Origin of the sequence: Acidianus ambivalens (genome assembly GCF_009729015.1) — an archaeon.
In the GTDB taxonomy this organism is placed as follows: Archaea; Thermoproteota; Thermoprotei_A; order Sulfolobales; family Sulfolobaceae; genus Acidianus; species Acidianus ambivalens.
In genome coordinates this window covers 305,454-320,065 of the sequence record NZ_CP045482.1, presented here as the reverse complement: position 1 = coordinate 320,065, position 14,612 = coordinate 305,454, and the positions used below count along the sequence as shown (strand labels likewise).

General features: G+C 33.9%; 15 protein-coding genes and 1 tRNA gene. 8 read left to right on the top strand and 8 right to left on the bottom strand.

Features of this window, described 5'->3' with window-relative positions:
* Window positions 1-3 precede the first annotated feature (3 nt).
* Entirely contained in the window at window positions 4-1,233 is a 1,230-nt protein-coding gene (locus tag D1866_RS01885) for a C/D box methylation guide ribonucleoprotein complex aNOP56 subunit (RefSeq protein WP_152941056.1), read from the bottom strand.
* A 62-nt stretch (window positions 1,234-1,295) separates the two neighbouring features.
* On the opposite strand from D1866_RS01885, the gene D1866_RS01880 reads away from it, so the two are divergent.
* From D1866_RS01880 to D1866_RS01865, 4 genes are read left to right on the top strand one after another with little or no spacing between them, the layout of a single operon-like run.
* Window positions 1,296-1,451: a 30S ribosomal protein S30e gene (locus tag D1866_RS01880; protein ID WP_152941053.1), complete on the top strand. Its 156-nt coding sequence runs from the start codon at window positions 1,296-1,298 to the stop codon at window positions 1,449-1,451.
* Between the two features lie 31 nt (window positions 1,452-1,482).
* On the top strand, window positions 1,483-2,802 hold the full coding sequence (gatD, locus tag D1866_RS01875; RefSeq protein ID WP_152941051.1) for a Glu-tRNA(Gln) amidotransferase subunit GatD: 1,320 nt from the start codon (window positions 1,483-1,485) through the stop codon (window positions 2,800-2,802).
* Window positions 2,795-4,702, top strand: coding sequence for a Glu-tRNA(Gln) amidotransferase subunit GatE (gatE, locus tag D1866_RS01870; protein WP_152941049.1), 1,908 nt, complete (start codon window positions 2,795-2,797; stop codon window positions 4,700-4,702). Before gatD ends, gatE begins: the two co-directional genes overlap by 8 nt.
* The gene (locus D1866_RS01865) at window positions 4,695-5,765 is read left to right on the top strand and encodes a hypothetical protein (RefSeq protein WP_152941047.1); all 1,071 of its coding nucleotides are present in this window, start codon (window positions 4,695-4,697) and stop codon (window positions 5,763-5,765) included. The genes gatE and D1866_RS01865 overlap by 8 nt, the downstream gene beginning before the upstream one ends.
* Here the strand turns inward: D1866_RS01865 and D1866_RS01860 are convergent.
* From D1866_RS01860 to D1866_RS01850, 3 genes are all read right to left on the bottom strand, one after another.
* Window positions 5,755-6,129, bottom strand: coding sequence for a transcriptional regulator (locus D1866_RS01860; RefSeq protein ID WP_152941045.1), 375 nt, complete (start codon window positions 6,127-6,129; stop codon window positions 5,755-5,757). The genes D1866_RS01865 and D1866_RS01860 overlap by 11 nt on opposite strands.
* 48 nt (window positions 6,130-6,177) lie before the next feature.
* Window positions 6,178-8,706: an adenosylcobalamin-dependent ribonucleoside-diphosphate reductase gene (locus D1866_RS01855; protein ID WP_420809229.1), complete on the bottom strand. Its 2,529-nt coding sequence runs from the start codon at window positions 8,704-8,706 to the stop codon at window positions 6,178-6,180.
* 93 nt (window positions 8,707-8,799) lie between these two features.
* Window positions 8,800-9,156 (bottom strand): DUF1059 domain-containing protein, encoded by a 357-nt coding sequence (locus tag D1866_RS01850; RefSeq protein WP_152941041.1) that lies wholly within the window; start codon window positions 9,154-9,156, stop codon window positions 8,800-8,802.
* A gap of 86 nt (window positions 9,157-9,242) precedes the next feature.
* On the opposite strand from D1866_RS01850, the gene D1866_RS01845 reads away from it, so the two are divergent.
* Window positions 9,243-9,440, top strand: a complete 198-nt coding sequence (locus tag D1866_RS01845; protein WP_152941039.1) for a DUF1059 domain-containing protein — start codon at window positions 9,243-9,245, stop codon at window positions 9,438-9,440.
* 132 nt (window positions 9,441-9,572) lie between these two features.
* On the opposite strand, the gene D1866_RS01840 is transcribed toward D1866_RS01845, so the two are convergent.
* A tRNA-Arg gene (locus tag D1866_RS01840) sits at window positions 9,573-9,647 on the bottom strand.
* A gap of 10 nt (window positions 9,648-9,657) precedes the next feature.
* Window positions 9,658-11,529: an arginine--tRNA ligase gene (locus tag D1866_RS01835; protein ID WP_155861014.1), complete on the bottom strand. Its 1,872-nt coding sequence runs from the start codon at window positions 11,527-11,529 to the stop codon at window positions 9,658-9,660.
* Between the two features lie 53 nt (window positions 11,530-11,582).
* Here D1866_RS01835 and D1866_RS01830 point away from each other — a divergent pair, with 53 nt between their 5' ends.
* Complete coding sequence (locus D1866_RS01830) at window positions 11,583-11,777, top strand: hypothetical protein (protein WP_152941037.1); 195 nt, start codon at window positions 11,583-11,585, stop codon at window positions 11,775-11,777.
* Window positions 11,764-12,144, top strand: coding sequence for a hypothetical protein (locus tag D1866_RS01825; protein WP_152941035.1), 381 nt, complete (start codon window positions 11,764-11,766; stop codon window positions 12,142-12,144). Before D1866_RS01830 ends, D1866_RS01825 begins: the two co-directional genes overlap by 14 nt.
* A gap of 7 nt (window positions 12,145-12,151) precedes the next feature.
* Here the strand turns inward: D1866_RS01825 and D1866_RS01820 are convergent, their stop codons facing one another.
* Window positions 12,152-12,451, bottom strand: coding sequence for a regulatory protein RecX (locus D1866_RS01820; protein WP_013776174.1), 300 nt, complete (start codon window positions 12,449-12,451; stop codon window positions 12,152-12,154).
* A 109-nt stretch (window positions 12,452-12,560) separates the two neighbouring features.
* Between D1866_RS01820 and D1866_RS01815 the strand changes: the two genes are divergently transcribed.
* Complete coding sequence (locus D1866_RS01815; protein ID WP_155861013.1) at window positions 12,561-12,920, top strand: hypothetical protein; 360 nt, start codon at window positions 12,561-12,563, stop codon at window positions 12,918-12,920.
* Here D1866_RS01815 and thsA read toward each other — a convergent pair.
* Window positions 12,917-14,605, bottom strand: a complete 1,689-nt coding sequence (gene thsA, locus D1866_RS01810; RefSeq protein WP_152941030.1) for a thermosome subunit alpha — start codon at window positions 14,603-14,605, stop codon at window positions 12,917-12,919. The two genes, D1866_RS01815 and thsA, sit on opposite strands and share 4 nt — an antisense overlap.
* Window positions 14,606-14,612: the final 7 nt, after the last annotated feature.

Sequence of the window (14,612 nt, the reverse complement as noted above, 5' to 3'; positions counted from 1 at the left end):
TAATCACCTCCTACCTTTCTTCCCTTTATTTTTCTTCCCGCCACCTCCTCCTTTCTTAAAGTTCTTCTGCTTCGGAGCTTGTGGCTGTGGTTTTCTTGGAGGAGGTTGTGCATATTTAGTTTTTATTTCCTCTATTCTCTTATTTAACTGTTCTACTAATTGATCTCCTATAAATCTCCCGCTATAGTTATCTACTCTAGCAGCTATGGCTAATTTTGCTGCTAAAGCCCTAGCAATCTTACCTCTTTGCCATCTAGGAGAACTATGAATTGCTGGAAACTGGAATATAACACCGTGCTTTGGAGGCCTGCCTCCAGACCTTAGAGCTCTAAATAAAGCTTTTTCGGCACCTAAAACTTGGATAGTACTAGCAGGCATTTTTGCAAACTCCTCTAGGCTACCTGCTAAGCTTAATAGCCTTGCTCCTAGATTTGCACCAACTAGTGCAGTAATATTTGGAGCAACTTCTTTCATTACTGACTCTACATAATCTGATAAACTATTACGAATATTATATAATGATAATATAGCGTCAGAAAGTTGCTTTATTGAATTTATATCATCCTCTGAGATATCTGCACCTATACTTTTACTTGCAGCATCTAATATTTTCTTAGCTTGTTTCTCGTCAATATTAATACTCTTTAATCCTTCTAAAGTTATATTATCTCTATAACCGAAAGTAGAAACAATTTTGGCATACGTCTCGTGGTCTTCTACTAATTTGTCTAATTCTGGGAAATGTAAGCTGTACCATTCTCTTAACCTTTCTGAGAAAAGATTTATTGATTTATCAATATCATCCATTGCTCTAACTGCTTGTATTGCTAATAAGTCTCTTTTTTGCGCGGCAGTCCTTAGTTTCCTCCTTGTATATTCAAAGGAAAGCTGATAAAGGAAATTATATAGCTCGTCTTCAGAAGATACAAATTTTGAATCTAAGGCGAATTTCACTAGTGAAGATCTAAACATTTTGGCTGCTTTATGGTTTAAAGTAGCTGAAGCTTTCACTTTAAGCTTTGGAATTTCTGCCTCATTTTCTATAACTACTTCTTCCGGCTTAAGTTTTGATATTAGTTCTAAAGTTGAGGGAAAAGGTTCTCCTTTTTCATGATTTAGGAGAATTTCAACTAATTTTCCAATGTCCTTTGGATTAAGCACATAATCAACTAATTTACCGTCTTCATCGAAGGCAAATGTACCTATAGCATGCTCAACTAAGTATAACTTCATTATAGTCCCATTGCTTTTTCAACTGTAAGTTTAAATTCTTATTTATGTTATATTAAGTTGATATGCCATCCCACGGTTCGTTAACGAAGGCAGGAAAGGTTAGAAATCAGACTCCAAAAATTCAGCCAAAACCCAAGAGCAAAGAAGTACCCAGAGTTAGGAATAAGAAGGAGTTTGAAAAGAGAATATTAAAAGCTTCTAAGGAGAAAGCTACATAAGCTTTTTTACATTATATAATTATTTTTTCCTATGCTTGAAGGTTATAGAGGGTCCGCTCTTCAGAGCTTATTACAAATTAATGCAGATATAGGGGATTTGATAGAAATAGAAAAGAATGGTAATACTTATAAAGGAATTCTAATGCCTTCTTACTCTCCATATGATGATATAATAGTCATAAAGTTAGACAATGGCTACAATATTGGAGTTTCAATAGCTTCAGCAAAAATAAAGCTTATAAAGAAAAAATCTGAGAGCCGTAAGGAAACTCAGGAAGTTAGTAAAAGTACTAAAAGTGAAATAAAAATAATAAGTACTGGAGGTACTATAGTAAGTAAAATAGAATACGAAACTGGTGCCGTAAGACCTGCATTATCCACAGAAGATATTATAAAATTCATGCCAGAAATAAATAATATAGCAAAAATTTCTGCTGAAATACTCTTTGCAATACTTAGTGAAAATATGACACCAGAGCATTGGGTTAAAATTGCAGAAGCCGTAAAGAGAGCGTTTAAAGAAGGTAATGAAGGAGTAGTTATCGCACACGGAACAGATACAATGGCTTATACTGCATCAGCACTGGCTTTTTCACTAAAATTGCCTGGACCAGTAGTATTAGTTGGTTCACAAAGAAGTAGTGACAGACCTAGTAGCGATGCAGCAATAAACTTGTATTCTTCTGTACTCCTAGCTAAGAAGGCTCCATTTGGTGAAGTAGTAATAAATATGCATGGAGAAAGCTCAGATACTTACACTTTAGCTCACAGAGGAGTTAAGGTTAGAAAAATGCATACTAGTAGAAGAGACGCTTTCCAATCAATAAATGATAAACCGTTAGCTAAAGTAGAGTGGAAAGAAAATAAAGTAGAAATTCTAAGATCAGATTATATTCCCAAAAGAGATGAAGTTGAGGAAGACGCAAAATTTGATACTCACGTATTTCTTTTAAAGTACTATCCAGGTTTAACTCCTGACATTCTAGAATATTTAATGGAGAAGAAAATTAGAGGAGTGATCTTAGAAGGTACTGGATTAGGCCATGTAGCTACATCTTTTGTGGACTATATAAAGAAAATGACAAAGGACGGAGTATTTGTTGGTATGACTTCACAGTGTTTGTTCGGAAGAGTTAATATGAATGTTTATACTACAGGAAGGTTATTGCAAGAAGCTGGGGTAGTTCCATTAGAAGACATACTACCAGAGGTTGCAATAGTTAAATTAATGTGGGTTCTTGCACATGAGTCTGACCAAGAAAAAGTTAAGAAATTAATGCTTACAAATTTAGTAGGAGAAATAAACCCAAGGCACAGTTTAGATTTCTTCCCAAGGTGGAATTATGATTGATTATAACAAGCTCGGACTAAAAGTAGGATTAGAAATTCACCAACAATTAGATACGTCTACAAAGCTATTTTGCAATTGCCCGACTATACTTAGTGAAGAATATAAAAATACATTAGAAAGATATTTAAGACCAGTATTTAGCGAAACAGGAGAAATAGATGTAGCTGCATTATTTGAGTGGGAGAAAAACAAGAAATATGTATATAGAATACCTCAACAAGCTACATGTTTAGTAGAATGTGATGAAGAACCTCCTCATAGAATGAGCGAGGAAGCATTATTAATAGGATTAGCAATGACTCTAGCGTTTCACGGAACACCAGTTGACGAAGTATACGTCATGAGAAAAGTAGTGATAGATGGCTCAAATACTTCTGGTTTTCAAAGGACATCAATAGTGGGACTTGGCGGATATGTAGAAGACGAGGATGGAAAAGTTAGTATTCAAACTATTGCAATAGAAGAAGATGCTGCTAGGAAAATTGAAGATACTAAGGATTCCGTTATTTATAATTTAGATAGGCTAGGAATTCCATTAATAGAAATTTCAACTGGGCCAGATATTCATAGTCCAGAACAAGCAAAGAGAGTAGCACTAAAAATAGGACAAATGCTAAGATTAACTGGGAGAGTAAAGAGAGGACTAGGAACTATAAGGCAAGACTTAAATGTATCAATATCTGGTGGAGTAAAAACTGAAATAAAAGGTGTTCAGGAACTCGATCTGATACCTAAGCTGATAGAGTACGAGGCAATGAGACAATTAAAACTTTTAGAAATAAAGGATGAGCTAATAAAACGTGGTGCTACAAAAGAAAATATATCCTCAGGGTACGTCGTTAAAGATCTAACAGAATTATTTAAGGAAACCAAAAGTAATGTAATCCTAAGAGAGTTAAAGAAAGGAGGTAAAGTTTACGGAATAAAAGTTCCGCATTTCAAAGGAATATTTGGCATAGAACTAATGCCAAATAGGAGATTTGGTACAGAAGTTTCTGATTATGTGAAAGTATTTGCAGGATTAGGAGGAATATTTCACATTGATGAATTACCTAACTATGGAATATCTCAAGAAGAGGTAAACAAGGTAAAAGATGAATTAAACGTAAAAGACTATGACGGTTTTATATTAATTGTAGGAGAAAAATCTAAATTGGATCTAGCAGTTCAAGTAATCAAAGATAGAATATTATATGCCTTAGAAGGAGTACCTAAGGAAACTAGAGGAGCTAATGAAGATGGCACGACAAGGTTCTTAAGACCACAGCCCGGAGCAGCAAGAATGTATCCAGAGACTGATATTCCTCCAATAAGAATAACTGAAGACCTAATTAAAAAAGCAAAAGAAATTACTCCACCTACTCCTGAGGAGAAATTAAAAAGCTTAATTAACCTTGGTTTAAGTGAAGAGTTAGCTAAACAAGTTCTAAATAGCCCTAGATTAGATTCATTCGATTACTTCGTTAAGAAGTATCCTAAAGTGCCGCCTGTTGTCATAGCAACTACCTTAGAGAATACGATAAAATCATTAAAGTCTCAAGGAGGAGATCCAGAGGCAATTACAGATTACGTTCTAGATAGCGTATTTGATGCTTTAAATTCTGGTAAAATATCAAAAGATTCTATACCAGAGATACTTTTAAAGTATAGCAAAGAGAAAAAAGAAGGAGAGAATGTGAATATTGATAAAATTATTAGTAGCTTCTCTTCTTTAAGTGAAGAAGAGTTAGAGAAGATTGTTAAGGAAACTATAGAAACATCTAAGGAGGAAATAATCAAAAAGAGGGATAAGGCGTTTAACATATTAATGGGTAAAGTAATGTCTAAGGTTAGAGGAAGGGCTGACGGTAAGAAGGTAGCAGATTTAATTAGGAGAGAATTAGAAAAGATTAATGGATGAAGAATTACCCCCGAACCCGAGAGATGACGAAAAGGCATTTGTCGGACCAATAATGATAAATTTTTCCATTCCATTTATTAATATTGATACAGTTAAATTAAGTGATGAAGATCTAAATATAGCTCAATTGCCTCAACTTCTTAAGTTGTCTAATGTTAAGAAAGTTCTATGGAAATATAAGGCAAAAATAATAGGAGTAGACGGAAGTGAAATATTAGCTGAAGGAGAAGATAACATAAAAGAACCATTTATAGTACTAACTCCATTAGAAATAAATGCAATACCTTGGAGCTTTACTAAAATAGATGAGAAAGCTCTTATAAATTTAGTTAAAGATCTAATACCTTGTGATGAAGGAGACGGATATTTTAATCCATCCCCTTGGGAAAGGAAAGCATTAATAGAGGAAAGATGGTATCATTTTCGCCCAGGAGAAATAACTGAAAAACTCAATATACACACCAAAGGATACGAGCTTGCAGGATATAAAATAGAAAGTAACTTTTATAATCCCAAATTCTACTTTCTAAATCCTTTCTACATTGAAGAAAGCAGATATCCTATAAGTGCATCAAGCTTTGTATCGCTACAATCAGATTCTGCATTATCTATAATTTCTTCCGATCCATTCAATATGAAATTTAATCTAGGAAAGATAGAAATAGAAAGTGAGAGACCAGTATATATTATCAAATCGAGAAGATGGAACGAAATTAAGCCTGCAAGAATTTCATGGGATCTAAAAAACAACATAATTAGATTAGATTGTAAACCTAAATATAACGTAAGTATTTATAAAATAGAGCCATCATCAGTAATTCCTCTGTATTTTGATTATAAAAATGAAGAGTTATTATTAATTTTAGAGAATTTCTCCGACGACGACATAATTTCAACATTAATTTTCTCTGGGAGAATAGAGAGTGCTACAGCTGATGGAGAAGAGTTAATTACAGAATTCGATAGAGTAAGAATTCCAATAAGAAGATGGGGAATAAAAAACGTTAGAATAAAAATAAGACGACTAATAGAACCTTATTTAAAAAGAAAAATTATTGCTTAAGCATAAGGGATGATTCATAAGCACACAAAGGAACATCTATACCGCTACGTTTAAGAACTTTTTTACCTTCAGAGCATAACATGCAATAATAATTTGATAGATCTTCGTTAGTACCAATATACACTTTTTCGACAAAGTCGGATATCATTTCCATCATTTTCTTATCATGCTCTATGAGCTCCCTAACGCTATTGCCTCTTTTTCTATTCATATAATTTGCTACTGCTGCTGGCGTTATGCCCATTTTCTTTGCTGCTTCATATAATGGAAGACCTTTCTCTTTTACAAGCTTTGTAGCAATTATAGACCTCACTGCAGGCAATATCTCCTTTACTGAAATTTCACATGGAGGAGTAATAGACATAAGTTTATCAATTGAAAATATGATAAAGAAATATAAAAATATTTTGCATTATAGTTCACAAGTCTTACAACCGCCTGCGTAATTCTCATCTACTTCGACAAATTTCTTTTCCATCCTAAATGAAGATGGAATTATTTGCTGCTGTTGTTTCTTTTCCTGTTCTCTTTTCTCCTTCTCTTCCCTTTCCTTCTTTATTCCGAAGTATATTACTTGTTGAGATTTGCTCTTATCTCTATAAACTGTTATTCCTTTAACTCCTAACTTCCATGCCATTAAATATACTCTCTCTACAGTTTCTGGAGGCTCCTCAGACCTTAAGTTTATAGTTTTAGAAGTACCAGAATCGTTCCATTGTTGCCAAGCCGCTTGATGTAATAAATGAAATTCTGGAGGAACTTCATGAGCAGTCCTAAACAGTTTCCTAATTGTTGCTGGCATAAACATGTTTTCTCCAACAGTTCCAGTTTCAGCAACCTTCTTTACAACTTCTGGATTATCTAATTCATACTTCCTCAAATACTCCAAGAATAAAGAATCAATCTCCATAAATTTGCCTACTGCGACGTTCCTAATGAAGGCTAACGCAAATAAAGGCTCTATAGACGATGAAGTTCCAGCAATTATTGATATAGTGCCAGTAGGTGCTACAGAAACTACAGTAGCATTTCTTAATCCATGCTTAATTCTTTCTGCCTTAAGCTCAGAAAAGTCAAGTTTATCAACAATTGCGGTTAGCTTGCGAACATACTCAGAAGGTTTACCTTCCACCTTAGTAACTTCAAGCAAATATTCGAATGGCCTAGCAGATTCCCATATATCATGATATCTTAACGGATCATATACAGGGAAAGAACCTTTTTCTTTAGCTAACTCTATAGAAGTCTTGAACGCGTGATAATAAATGAACTTAGCCACTTGATACGATAAGTATATTGCATCTACGCTATCATAAGGTATACCAAGCTTTATCAACATCCTAGCTAAGCCCATAACTCCTAAGCCTACTTTTCTAGTACTCTTAGTAGCTTGCTCTATCTGCTTAAGCGGATACTTGTTAGCATCAATTACATTGTCCAGAAGTCTAACGGCATATTTTATTGTCTCAGCCAATCCATCCCAATCTATATATTTACCGTTTTCCGTCTCCTTAACAAACTTCTCTAAATTAATAGAACCTAAATTACATGATTCCCAAGGCAATAAGGGCTCTTCTCCACAAGGATTGGTAGCATTAATTTTTCCTAGGTACCAAACTGGATGCCTCCTATTTATCTCGTCTATAAATAATAATCCTGGATCTCCGCTATCCCAAGCACTTTTTACTATCTCGTTAAAGAGGGATCTTGCATTTATCCACCTTATTATAGCACCTTCTTTTTCCGCTATAACTAAAGCTTCATCTACAGTAATTATCTTACTCTCATCAAGCCATACTGCTCCACCTTTTTCTTCCAACTCATTTAATATCTCTTCCTGAGCCCACTCTTCGCTCATATAGTTTCTTGCTTTATTTATATAATAATCGTGATCTGTCCCAGGAATTCTAGTCTTTCTAGGAGTAATTAATGGAACTTCTTCGCCTCTCTCAACCTTTTCCATAAAATAATCATAAACTCCTACAGAAATGTTAAAATTCTGTAATTGTACATCTTTAAGCTTACCAGACTTGGAATTAATGAAATCCTCAATTTCAGCATGCCATACATGCATTACACCCATGTTAGCTCCTCTTCTTTTTCCTCCTTGCTTTACTACGTCAGTTGAAACGTCAAAGATTTTCATAAATGATACTGGACCAGAAGCAACACCTGCTGTCGAGGCAACAACATCTCCTTTAGGTCTAAGCTCTGAGAAATCAAAACCCGTACCGCCTCCTTGCTGATGAACTAAGGCCATAGCCCTTAGAGCATCATAAATACCGTCGCCCTCTGGTGTAGTCATTGAATCTCTAACTGGAATTACAAAGCACGCTGACAAAATTCCCAGTCTGGTTCCACTGTTCATTAAAGTTGGAGTATTAGGTAAGAATCTAAGATTACTCATGATCTCGTAGAATTTCTCCTCTAGTGCTTTTACTTCGCTCTCTGATTTTCCATACTTGAGCTCTACACTAGCTAAGTACTTTGCAACTCTCCTGAACATCATTTGAGGAGTTTCTATATAGCGTAAGGTATTAGGATCTTTTAGTAAATATCTTGCCTCAAGAACTTTGAGTGCATTATAAGTAAGTAAAAGATCCTTTGGGTCAAAATCTTTCCATTTGCCCTTTCCATAAACGTGGTTATAAATCCTTGCTAAAACATATTTCTTTGCCAAATCCATTAATTCTGGATGTTCCAAAGAATTTTCTATTAAATTCCTCTCTACAATATCTGCGATTGTTCTTGTATCAATTGTGTTATCCTTAGAATTCTGAATTATATCGTTAGCTATGCCGTCTATAACTTCAGAAGGAACAAAACCTATTTTTACTAAGATTTTCTCTAGCTTAAATTCCTCCTTTCTGCCGTCTCTCTTTATCACTTTAATCTTATTAAGCGATAATAAACTTACAGTACTAGTTTGCATTGCTATCATATTATATTATTTTCTAACATTTAATTAGATAACGGTGACAAGTAAAGGTATGACCACGAAAACAGAAGAAAAAGACTAAAAAATGTGTTAGTTTTAACTTACCTTTATTTTCTGTTTTATAGCATTTATTGTATCTTGAGGAATATTGTTCATCTTATGACTCATTCTTGCATGAATACTCAATTGCTGAAGTAACTCATCTTCACTTGAAGCTCCTATTATTTCAAATCCGCAATTCATTCCAATGTCTGCACAACTAAATGAATATTTACCAGACTTTCTAATAGCTTTCTTTATCTTATCTATCAATTCTGGTGGAATTGATGTTATTCCGTGATCCATCTTTGCATGAGTTTTTAACATTTCTAATAGCTCCTCTTCACTTCCTGCATTTATTATTTCAAATCCACAGTTCATCCCTATATCTGCACAACTAAATGTGTATTTCATATGCATACTAAGGAGAAATAATACAAAAGGATTAGTTAGAAGATTTCTAACACATACGTTAATACAAGTAATGTGCCTATATTCTTATGAAGCTATTTTCAAAGAAAAAGTATTATTTCGAATGCAAATCGATAGGAATGAATTGCGGATTTGAAGTAAAAGGTTCGTCGAGCGAAGAAGAATTGCTAGAAATCCTTAGAGTTCATGCCAAATCAGCTCACGGAATTTCACAAATACCAGAAGATCTAATAAATAAGATAAAACAAAACATAAGGAAAATGTGAAAGTATTATTTTATTATAAAGGTATGTAATTTTTCTTATATATGAGATTTAATACTCTGAAATTTTTCTTCATACATTACTCACGTTATCGTTACATTAATAGAGAAAAACTTTCAATTTGTGAAATTGTTACGGACCCGCCGGGATTTGAACCCGGGACCACTGGCTCCGCAGGCCAGCACTCCGTCCTGGCTGAGCTACGGGTCCTAGATATTTTTCACATACGAGTTAAAGAAGCTATACCTAAAGTATTAAGCCCATTTCTTAATACAGTCTCTACGCCTTTAACAATAAATAATCTTGTTATTCTCTTTGATTCGTCTGGTTCTTGTAGGACTCTTTCTTTATCATACCATGAATTAAATACATCAGCAACTCTTCTTAAAAATACTGTAAGAACTTCAGGCTGTAAATGATCTACGGAATTGATAAATATATCCGGGAATTTGGCTATCATTAAAAGAAGCGTTCTTTTCTCATTCTTTAACTCATTCTCGTCTATTTTAGAAATATCTAGATTTTCTGTAGATTTAGATAATATGTTGTAAGCTCTAGCATATGTATATTGTAAATAAGGACCGCTATTCTCTTCAAAATTTGCAACTCTTTTTACATCGAACGATACAGGCTTATTTGCGGACACTGAAATTATAGCATATCTTATAGCAGAATTAACTATTTCATTAAGATTCTCCAATATTCCTTTTTTCTCCTCAATTTTTGCCTTAACTACTTCAGCTACTTTATCGTATACCTCGTCCAGCGAAATATACTTACCTAACCTTCCGCTCATTTTCATTCCTTGTAGTGTTACCATTCCGTATGAGAAATGAATCAAATTGATAGCAAATTTTTTCCATCCCAATATATATAAAGCAGCTCTTAATTGCATTTGCGGTACAGATTGCTGTTCAGCTATTACATTTATTACCTCGTCTGCGTTAAATTGTCTAAATTTATAAATAGTGTATGCTATGTCCCTAACTGTATATAATGTTGTACCATCAGATCTCATTAAGACTAGCGGGGGTATTTCTAAACCTTTAGGAATTCTTATCTCCTTTCTAATATCGTCGTCAATATAATTTTGTAAATCTAATGCTGCAGTGCCCTTATAGTTAATTTTAGCAATAGAGGTTAATGCAAAATCTAAAACTAATTTTACATCATTATTCCATAAAAGATCACTTTCATAATCGAAATTATCGAAAGTTATATGCAATTTCTCCAAGCTTTCTCTAAATCCTTCTAACGCAAAATCAACGTATTTTCTTACTATCTTCTTTATCTCTTCTTCTCCTTTTTCATACTTCTCTATTATTTTGGAAATTTCGCCTTCTGGATCTTTATCGTTCATTATTTGATCAGAAAGTTTGTTAAAATATTCTTGATTTCTCTTACTTAATTCAGAGGCTGAAATTAATAACTCGTCCCTTCTCGCTATTTTTTCCTTATATTCTGAATCGTTGGTTGTGCTCTTTAGTTCCTCATTTATTTTCTTAATTTCTAGGATAACATTAGTCATTGCATAGATTAGTCCTAACCATTGGTCTTTTTTCTCTCCACTGGGTGGATCTGGATATCCTAGTTTTGAGAGGCCATAAATAAGTAAAGCTACCTGCCTTCCACTATCATTTACATAAAATCTAACATTTACTTCATGTCCTCTAGCTTTGAGCATCCTGGCTAAAGTATCTCCAAGTATGGCATTTCTTAAATGCCCTATATGCAAAGGATGAATGGGATTAGCACTTGTATGTTCAACCACTATTCTTAAAGGTCTTTCTGTCTTAATTATTCCATAATTTTCAGAAAAATTCGTAAAAATCTCCTTTAATAACTCCTTTTCATTTAACCTCGCATTAATGAATACTCCATCTCTCCAAACTTCTTTTATTAACCTCCCGTTGTATTCTCCTTTAATCTCAATGTCGAATTTCTTAGTTACTGAAGGTAATGGTAAGGCTAAATCTGCTATTTGCTCTTTTGCAGGATATTCAATACTATTTAAAACTTTCTCCTTATCCACATTAAGTACATTACTAAGATAATTGGCTAGTTCATCTTTTGCTTTTGCTAAAGCATACACAAGTGGTATTAGAGGGTTTGATTTTTAATTCTTTGTTACTTAACTCCATATTCATGAAAATAGCAGATATTTTAATAGTTGAAGATTCCTCAAAAAAAGTAAATGAGAATAAGATAAAGGAAGTACTTGATAAAATAAATATAGAAAAACTTGATAAAATAAATATAAACAGGATTCATATACCAGGGTTATCAGATGATGATATCTTAGGAGTCCATGTAATAGTGAGGGATGTTGCAGAAACGTGATATATGCCCTTTTTATAAGAATGGATATTGTATCTCTCCAATGTTGGATTCTCCTTCAGATATAGTAGTAAGTGCTAGCAGATGTTTTAAAACATACAAGACTTGTAGGTACTATGTAGATCAAGGAGAGGAAAAACAAGGATTAGAAAATTTCCAGCAAGATGAAAAAATAGATCAGGATATAAAATTTTATCCTAAAATAAGTTTAATTCAAGAAAAAATTGATAGCGGTTGTGAATTCTTTCAACTTATGAAAACAGAAAACGGCTTTATTGCATCTTGCAAAATATTAAACAGGATAATTACAGAGAGTCAAGCAAAATTATGCTCAAAATACTGGCAAACGTGTCCATTAAGACGTGGCTAAATAGCCTTTATTCTGTACCTAACTTAGCGTATCTTCCATCTTCTAGTAAAGTCACTTGGCCTTTTTCAGTGAGACTAGCTAATGCTCTTCTTATTTTATCTTCACTAGCAATTCCAGATAATTTACTATGTAACTCCTTCAAGTTCATTGGTTTCTCGCTTAGTAAATCTAACAAAATCTGCTTTAGTTCTTCCTCATTTGGAGCCGTCATTACTACAACGTCTTTATCGGAATAAACAACTTTTAATTTATTTTCAACATCTTCTGTCTCATCTGATTCTTTCTTCTTCCTCCTTCTACTACTCATCACTATCCACTATTTTCTTTTTACTTTTCAGACTTTTAAATATTAATTAGGAACTAACTACGTTAATCCTTTTATACATGAGTATAATATATCATGTTTAGGCGAAATAATTTTGAGCCCTCCAGATTTTCTGAGGCATATAGCTAATAAAGTACTGACTCCAAATACTCTAGATCCTAAAAGGTTAGATGAAGTAAGGAAATTGTTAGGAGAAGCTGAAAACAAATATAATTTTTCTGCATATGGAGGAAATCCAAAAAAACTCGCAGATTACTTATTAAGTCCAGATTTTACTGAACTTGTGTTTATTATAGGAATAGATTTAACAAAGAAATTATTAGAAGAAATAATTAGCGATTATGACATAGAAGAAGTAAAAAATACGGCAAAAAAACTTTTGGACGAAATTGATGGATATAAGGAAATTGAAAATTCTGATGCAATACTATATAATAAAAATAGATTTTAGCTACTTGATGAAGTTGAAGATGACTCTTCTCCTTCTTTCTTCTCGCTGCCTTTCTCTCCTTCTTTACTACTCTTTAATTGAGAAGCTGCTATTAAGTCATCAATCTTTAATACTGCAGTTGCTGCTTCAGTAGCACTCTTTAATACTTGCCTCTTTACTCTTATTGGTTCTACTACATTAAGAGTGTATATGTCATCAACTATCTTACCATTTATTGCGTCAACACCAGCATTTACTAATCCTTTAGCATGTTTAGCTCTAAGCTCCATTAATGTAGATATTGGCTCCATTCCTGCAGTTTCAGCTAATATCATTGGAATCTCTTCTAATGCATCGGCATAAGCTTCAATTGCTAATTGTTCTTTCCCTCCTACAGTTCTTGCGTATTCTCTTAGCCTCATTGCCAACTCTAATTCTATAGCTCCTCCGCCTGGAACTATCATTGGTTCTAATAAGATATTCCTTAATGCATGTAATGCGTCGTTAATACTCCTTTCTGCTTCATCTAAGGCCATATCATTTGATCCTCTTAATAATATATTCACTGCCCTAGGATTCTTTGCTCCTTCAATGAATACCATCTTATCGTTGCCTACTTTCCTCTCTTCTACTAGCTCTGCATATCCTAAATCTTCTGGTGATGCGTCTTTAATATTGCTTATTATTCTAGCGCCTAATGCTTTCTCTAACTTTTCAATATCGCTTCTCTTTACTCTTCTTACGGCCATGATTCCTTTCTTTGCCAAGAAGTGCTGTGCTATATCGTCAATTCCTTTTTGGCATATTACCACGTTAGCTCCTATTGATGCTAACTTGTCAACCATATCCTTCAAGTACTTAGCTTCCTCATCTAAGAAAGCCTTTATCTGCTCAGGACTTGTTATACTAATCTTAGCAGAAATTTCTGGTTTTTCAACTTCTAATGAAGCATCTAATACTGCAATCTTTGCTTTCTCAACTCTTCTAGGCATTCCTGGATGAACTACTTCTTTATCAAGTACTATACCTTTAATTAGCTGGCTATCTTCGATACTTCCTCCTTTCTTCTTGTCAATCTTAATTAAGTCTAAGCTAACATTATAACCTCCAGTAGGTAAAGGTTCAGCTACAGTTGCTACTGCGTCTATTACCATGTCCATTATCTTGTTAAATTCTTCTCCTTCTGCTAGGAATTTGCTTGACATTGTAGTATAAACTATTTTCCTTAAATTCTCTCTGGCAGTAGATGAGTTAAGGTCTGATACATCAAGCTTTGTTGCAATTTGTGATAATAATTCTAAAGATTTCGTAAACGCTTTCTTATATCCCTCAATTATAATTGTTGGATGAATATTTTGATCTAATAATGCGTCTGCTTTCTCTAATAAAAGACCTGCAAGAACTACTGCACTTGTAGTTCCGTCACCAACCTCGGCATCCTGTGCCTTAGCAGCTTCAACTAAAAGTTTAGCAGCTGGATGTTGAATCTCCATCTCTTTTACTATAGTAGCTCCGTCATTAGTTATTGTTACGTCACCAAAGCTGTCAATTAGCATTTTATCTAATCCTTTTGGACCAAGACTAGTCTTTAACATTTCGGCCAAGGTTCTTGCTGCAAGGATGTTATTCTTTAAAGCTTCTCTTCCAGAACTTCTAGAAGTACCTTCTTTGAATAATAAGACAGGAACTCCACCAGCAGATGCCATTTCCTCA

Coding starts and splice junctions, on each gene's coding strand:
- D1866_RS01860 (WP_152941045.1), bottom strand. CDS start 6,129: ATGTCTATTACTCCTCCATGTGAAATTTCAGTAAAGGAGATATTGCCT.
- D1866_RS01855 (WP_420809229.1), bottom strand. CDS start 8,706: ATGATAGCAATGCAAACTAGTACTGTAAGTTTATTATCGCTTAATAAG.
- D1866_RS01830 (WP_152941037.1), top strand. CDS start 11,583: ATGAAAATAGCAGATATTTTAATAGTTGAAGATTCCTCAAAAAAAGTA.
- D1866_RS01845 (WP_152941039.1), top strand. CDS start 9,243: ATGAAGCTATTTTCAAAGAAAAAGTATTATTTCGAATGCAAATCGATA.
- gatD (WP_152941051.1), top strand. CDS start 1,483: ATGCTTGAAGGTTATAGAGGGTCCGCTCTTCAGAGCTTATTACAAATT.
- D1866_RS01850 (WP_152941041.1), bottom strand. CDS start 9,156: ATGAAATACACATTTAGTTGTGCAGATATAGGGATGAACTGTGGATTT.
- D1866_RS01820 (WP_013776174.1), bottom strand. CDS start 12,451: ATGAGTAGTAGAAGGAGGAAGAAGAAAGAATCAGATGAGACAGAAGAT.
- D1866_RS01880 (WP_152941053.1), top strand. CDS start 1,296: ATGCCATCCCACGGTTCGTTAACGAAGGCAGGAAAGGTTAGAAATCAG.
- thsA (WP_152941030.1), bottom strand. CDS start 14,605: ATGGCATCTGCTGGTGGAGTTCCTGTCTTATTATTCAAAGAAGGTACT.
- gatE (WP_152941049.1), top strand. CDS start 2,795: ATGATTGATTATAACAAGCTCGGACTAAAAGTAGGATTAGAAATTCAC.
- D1866_RS01865 (WP_152941047.1), top strand. CDS start 4,695: ATGGATGAAGAATTACCCCCGAACCCGAGAGATGACGAAAAGGCATTT.
- D1866_RS01885 (WP_152941056.1), bottom strand. CDS start 1,233: ATGAAGTTATACTTAGTTGAGCATGCTATAGGTACATTTGCCTTCGAT.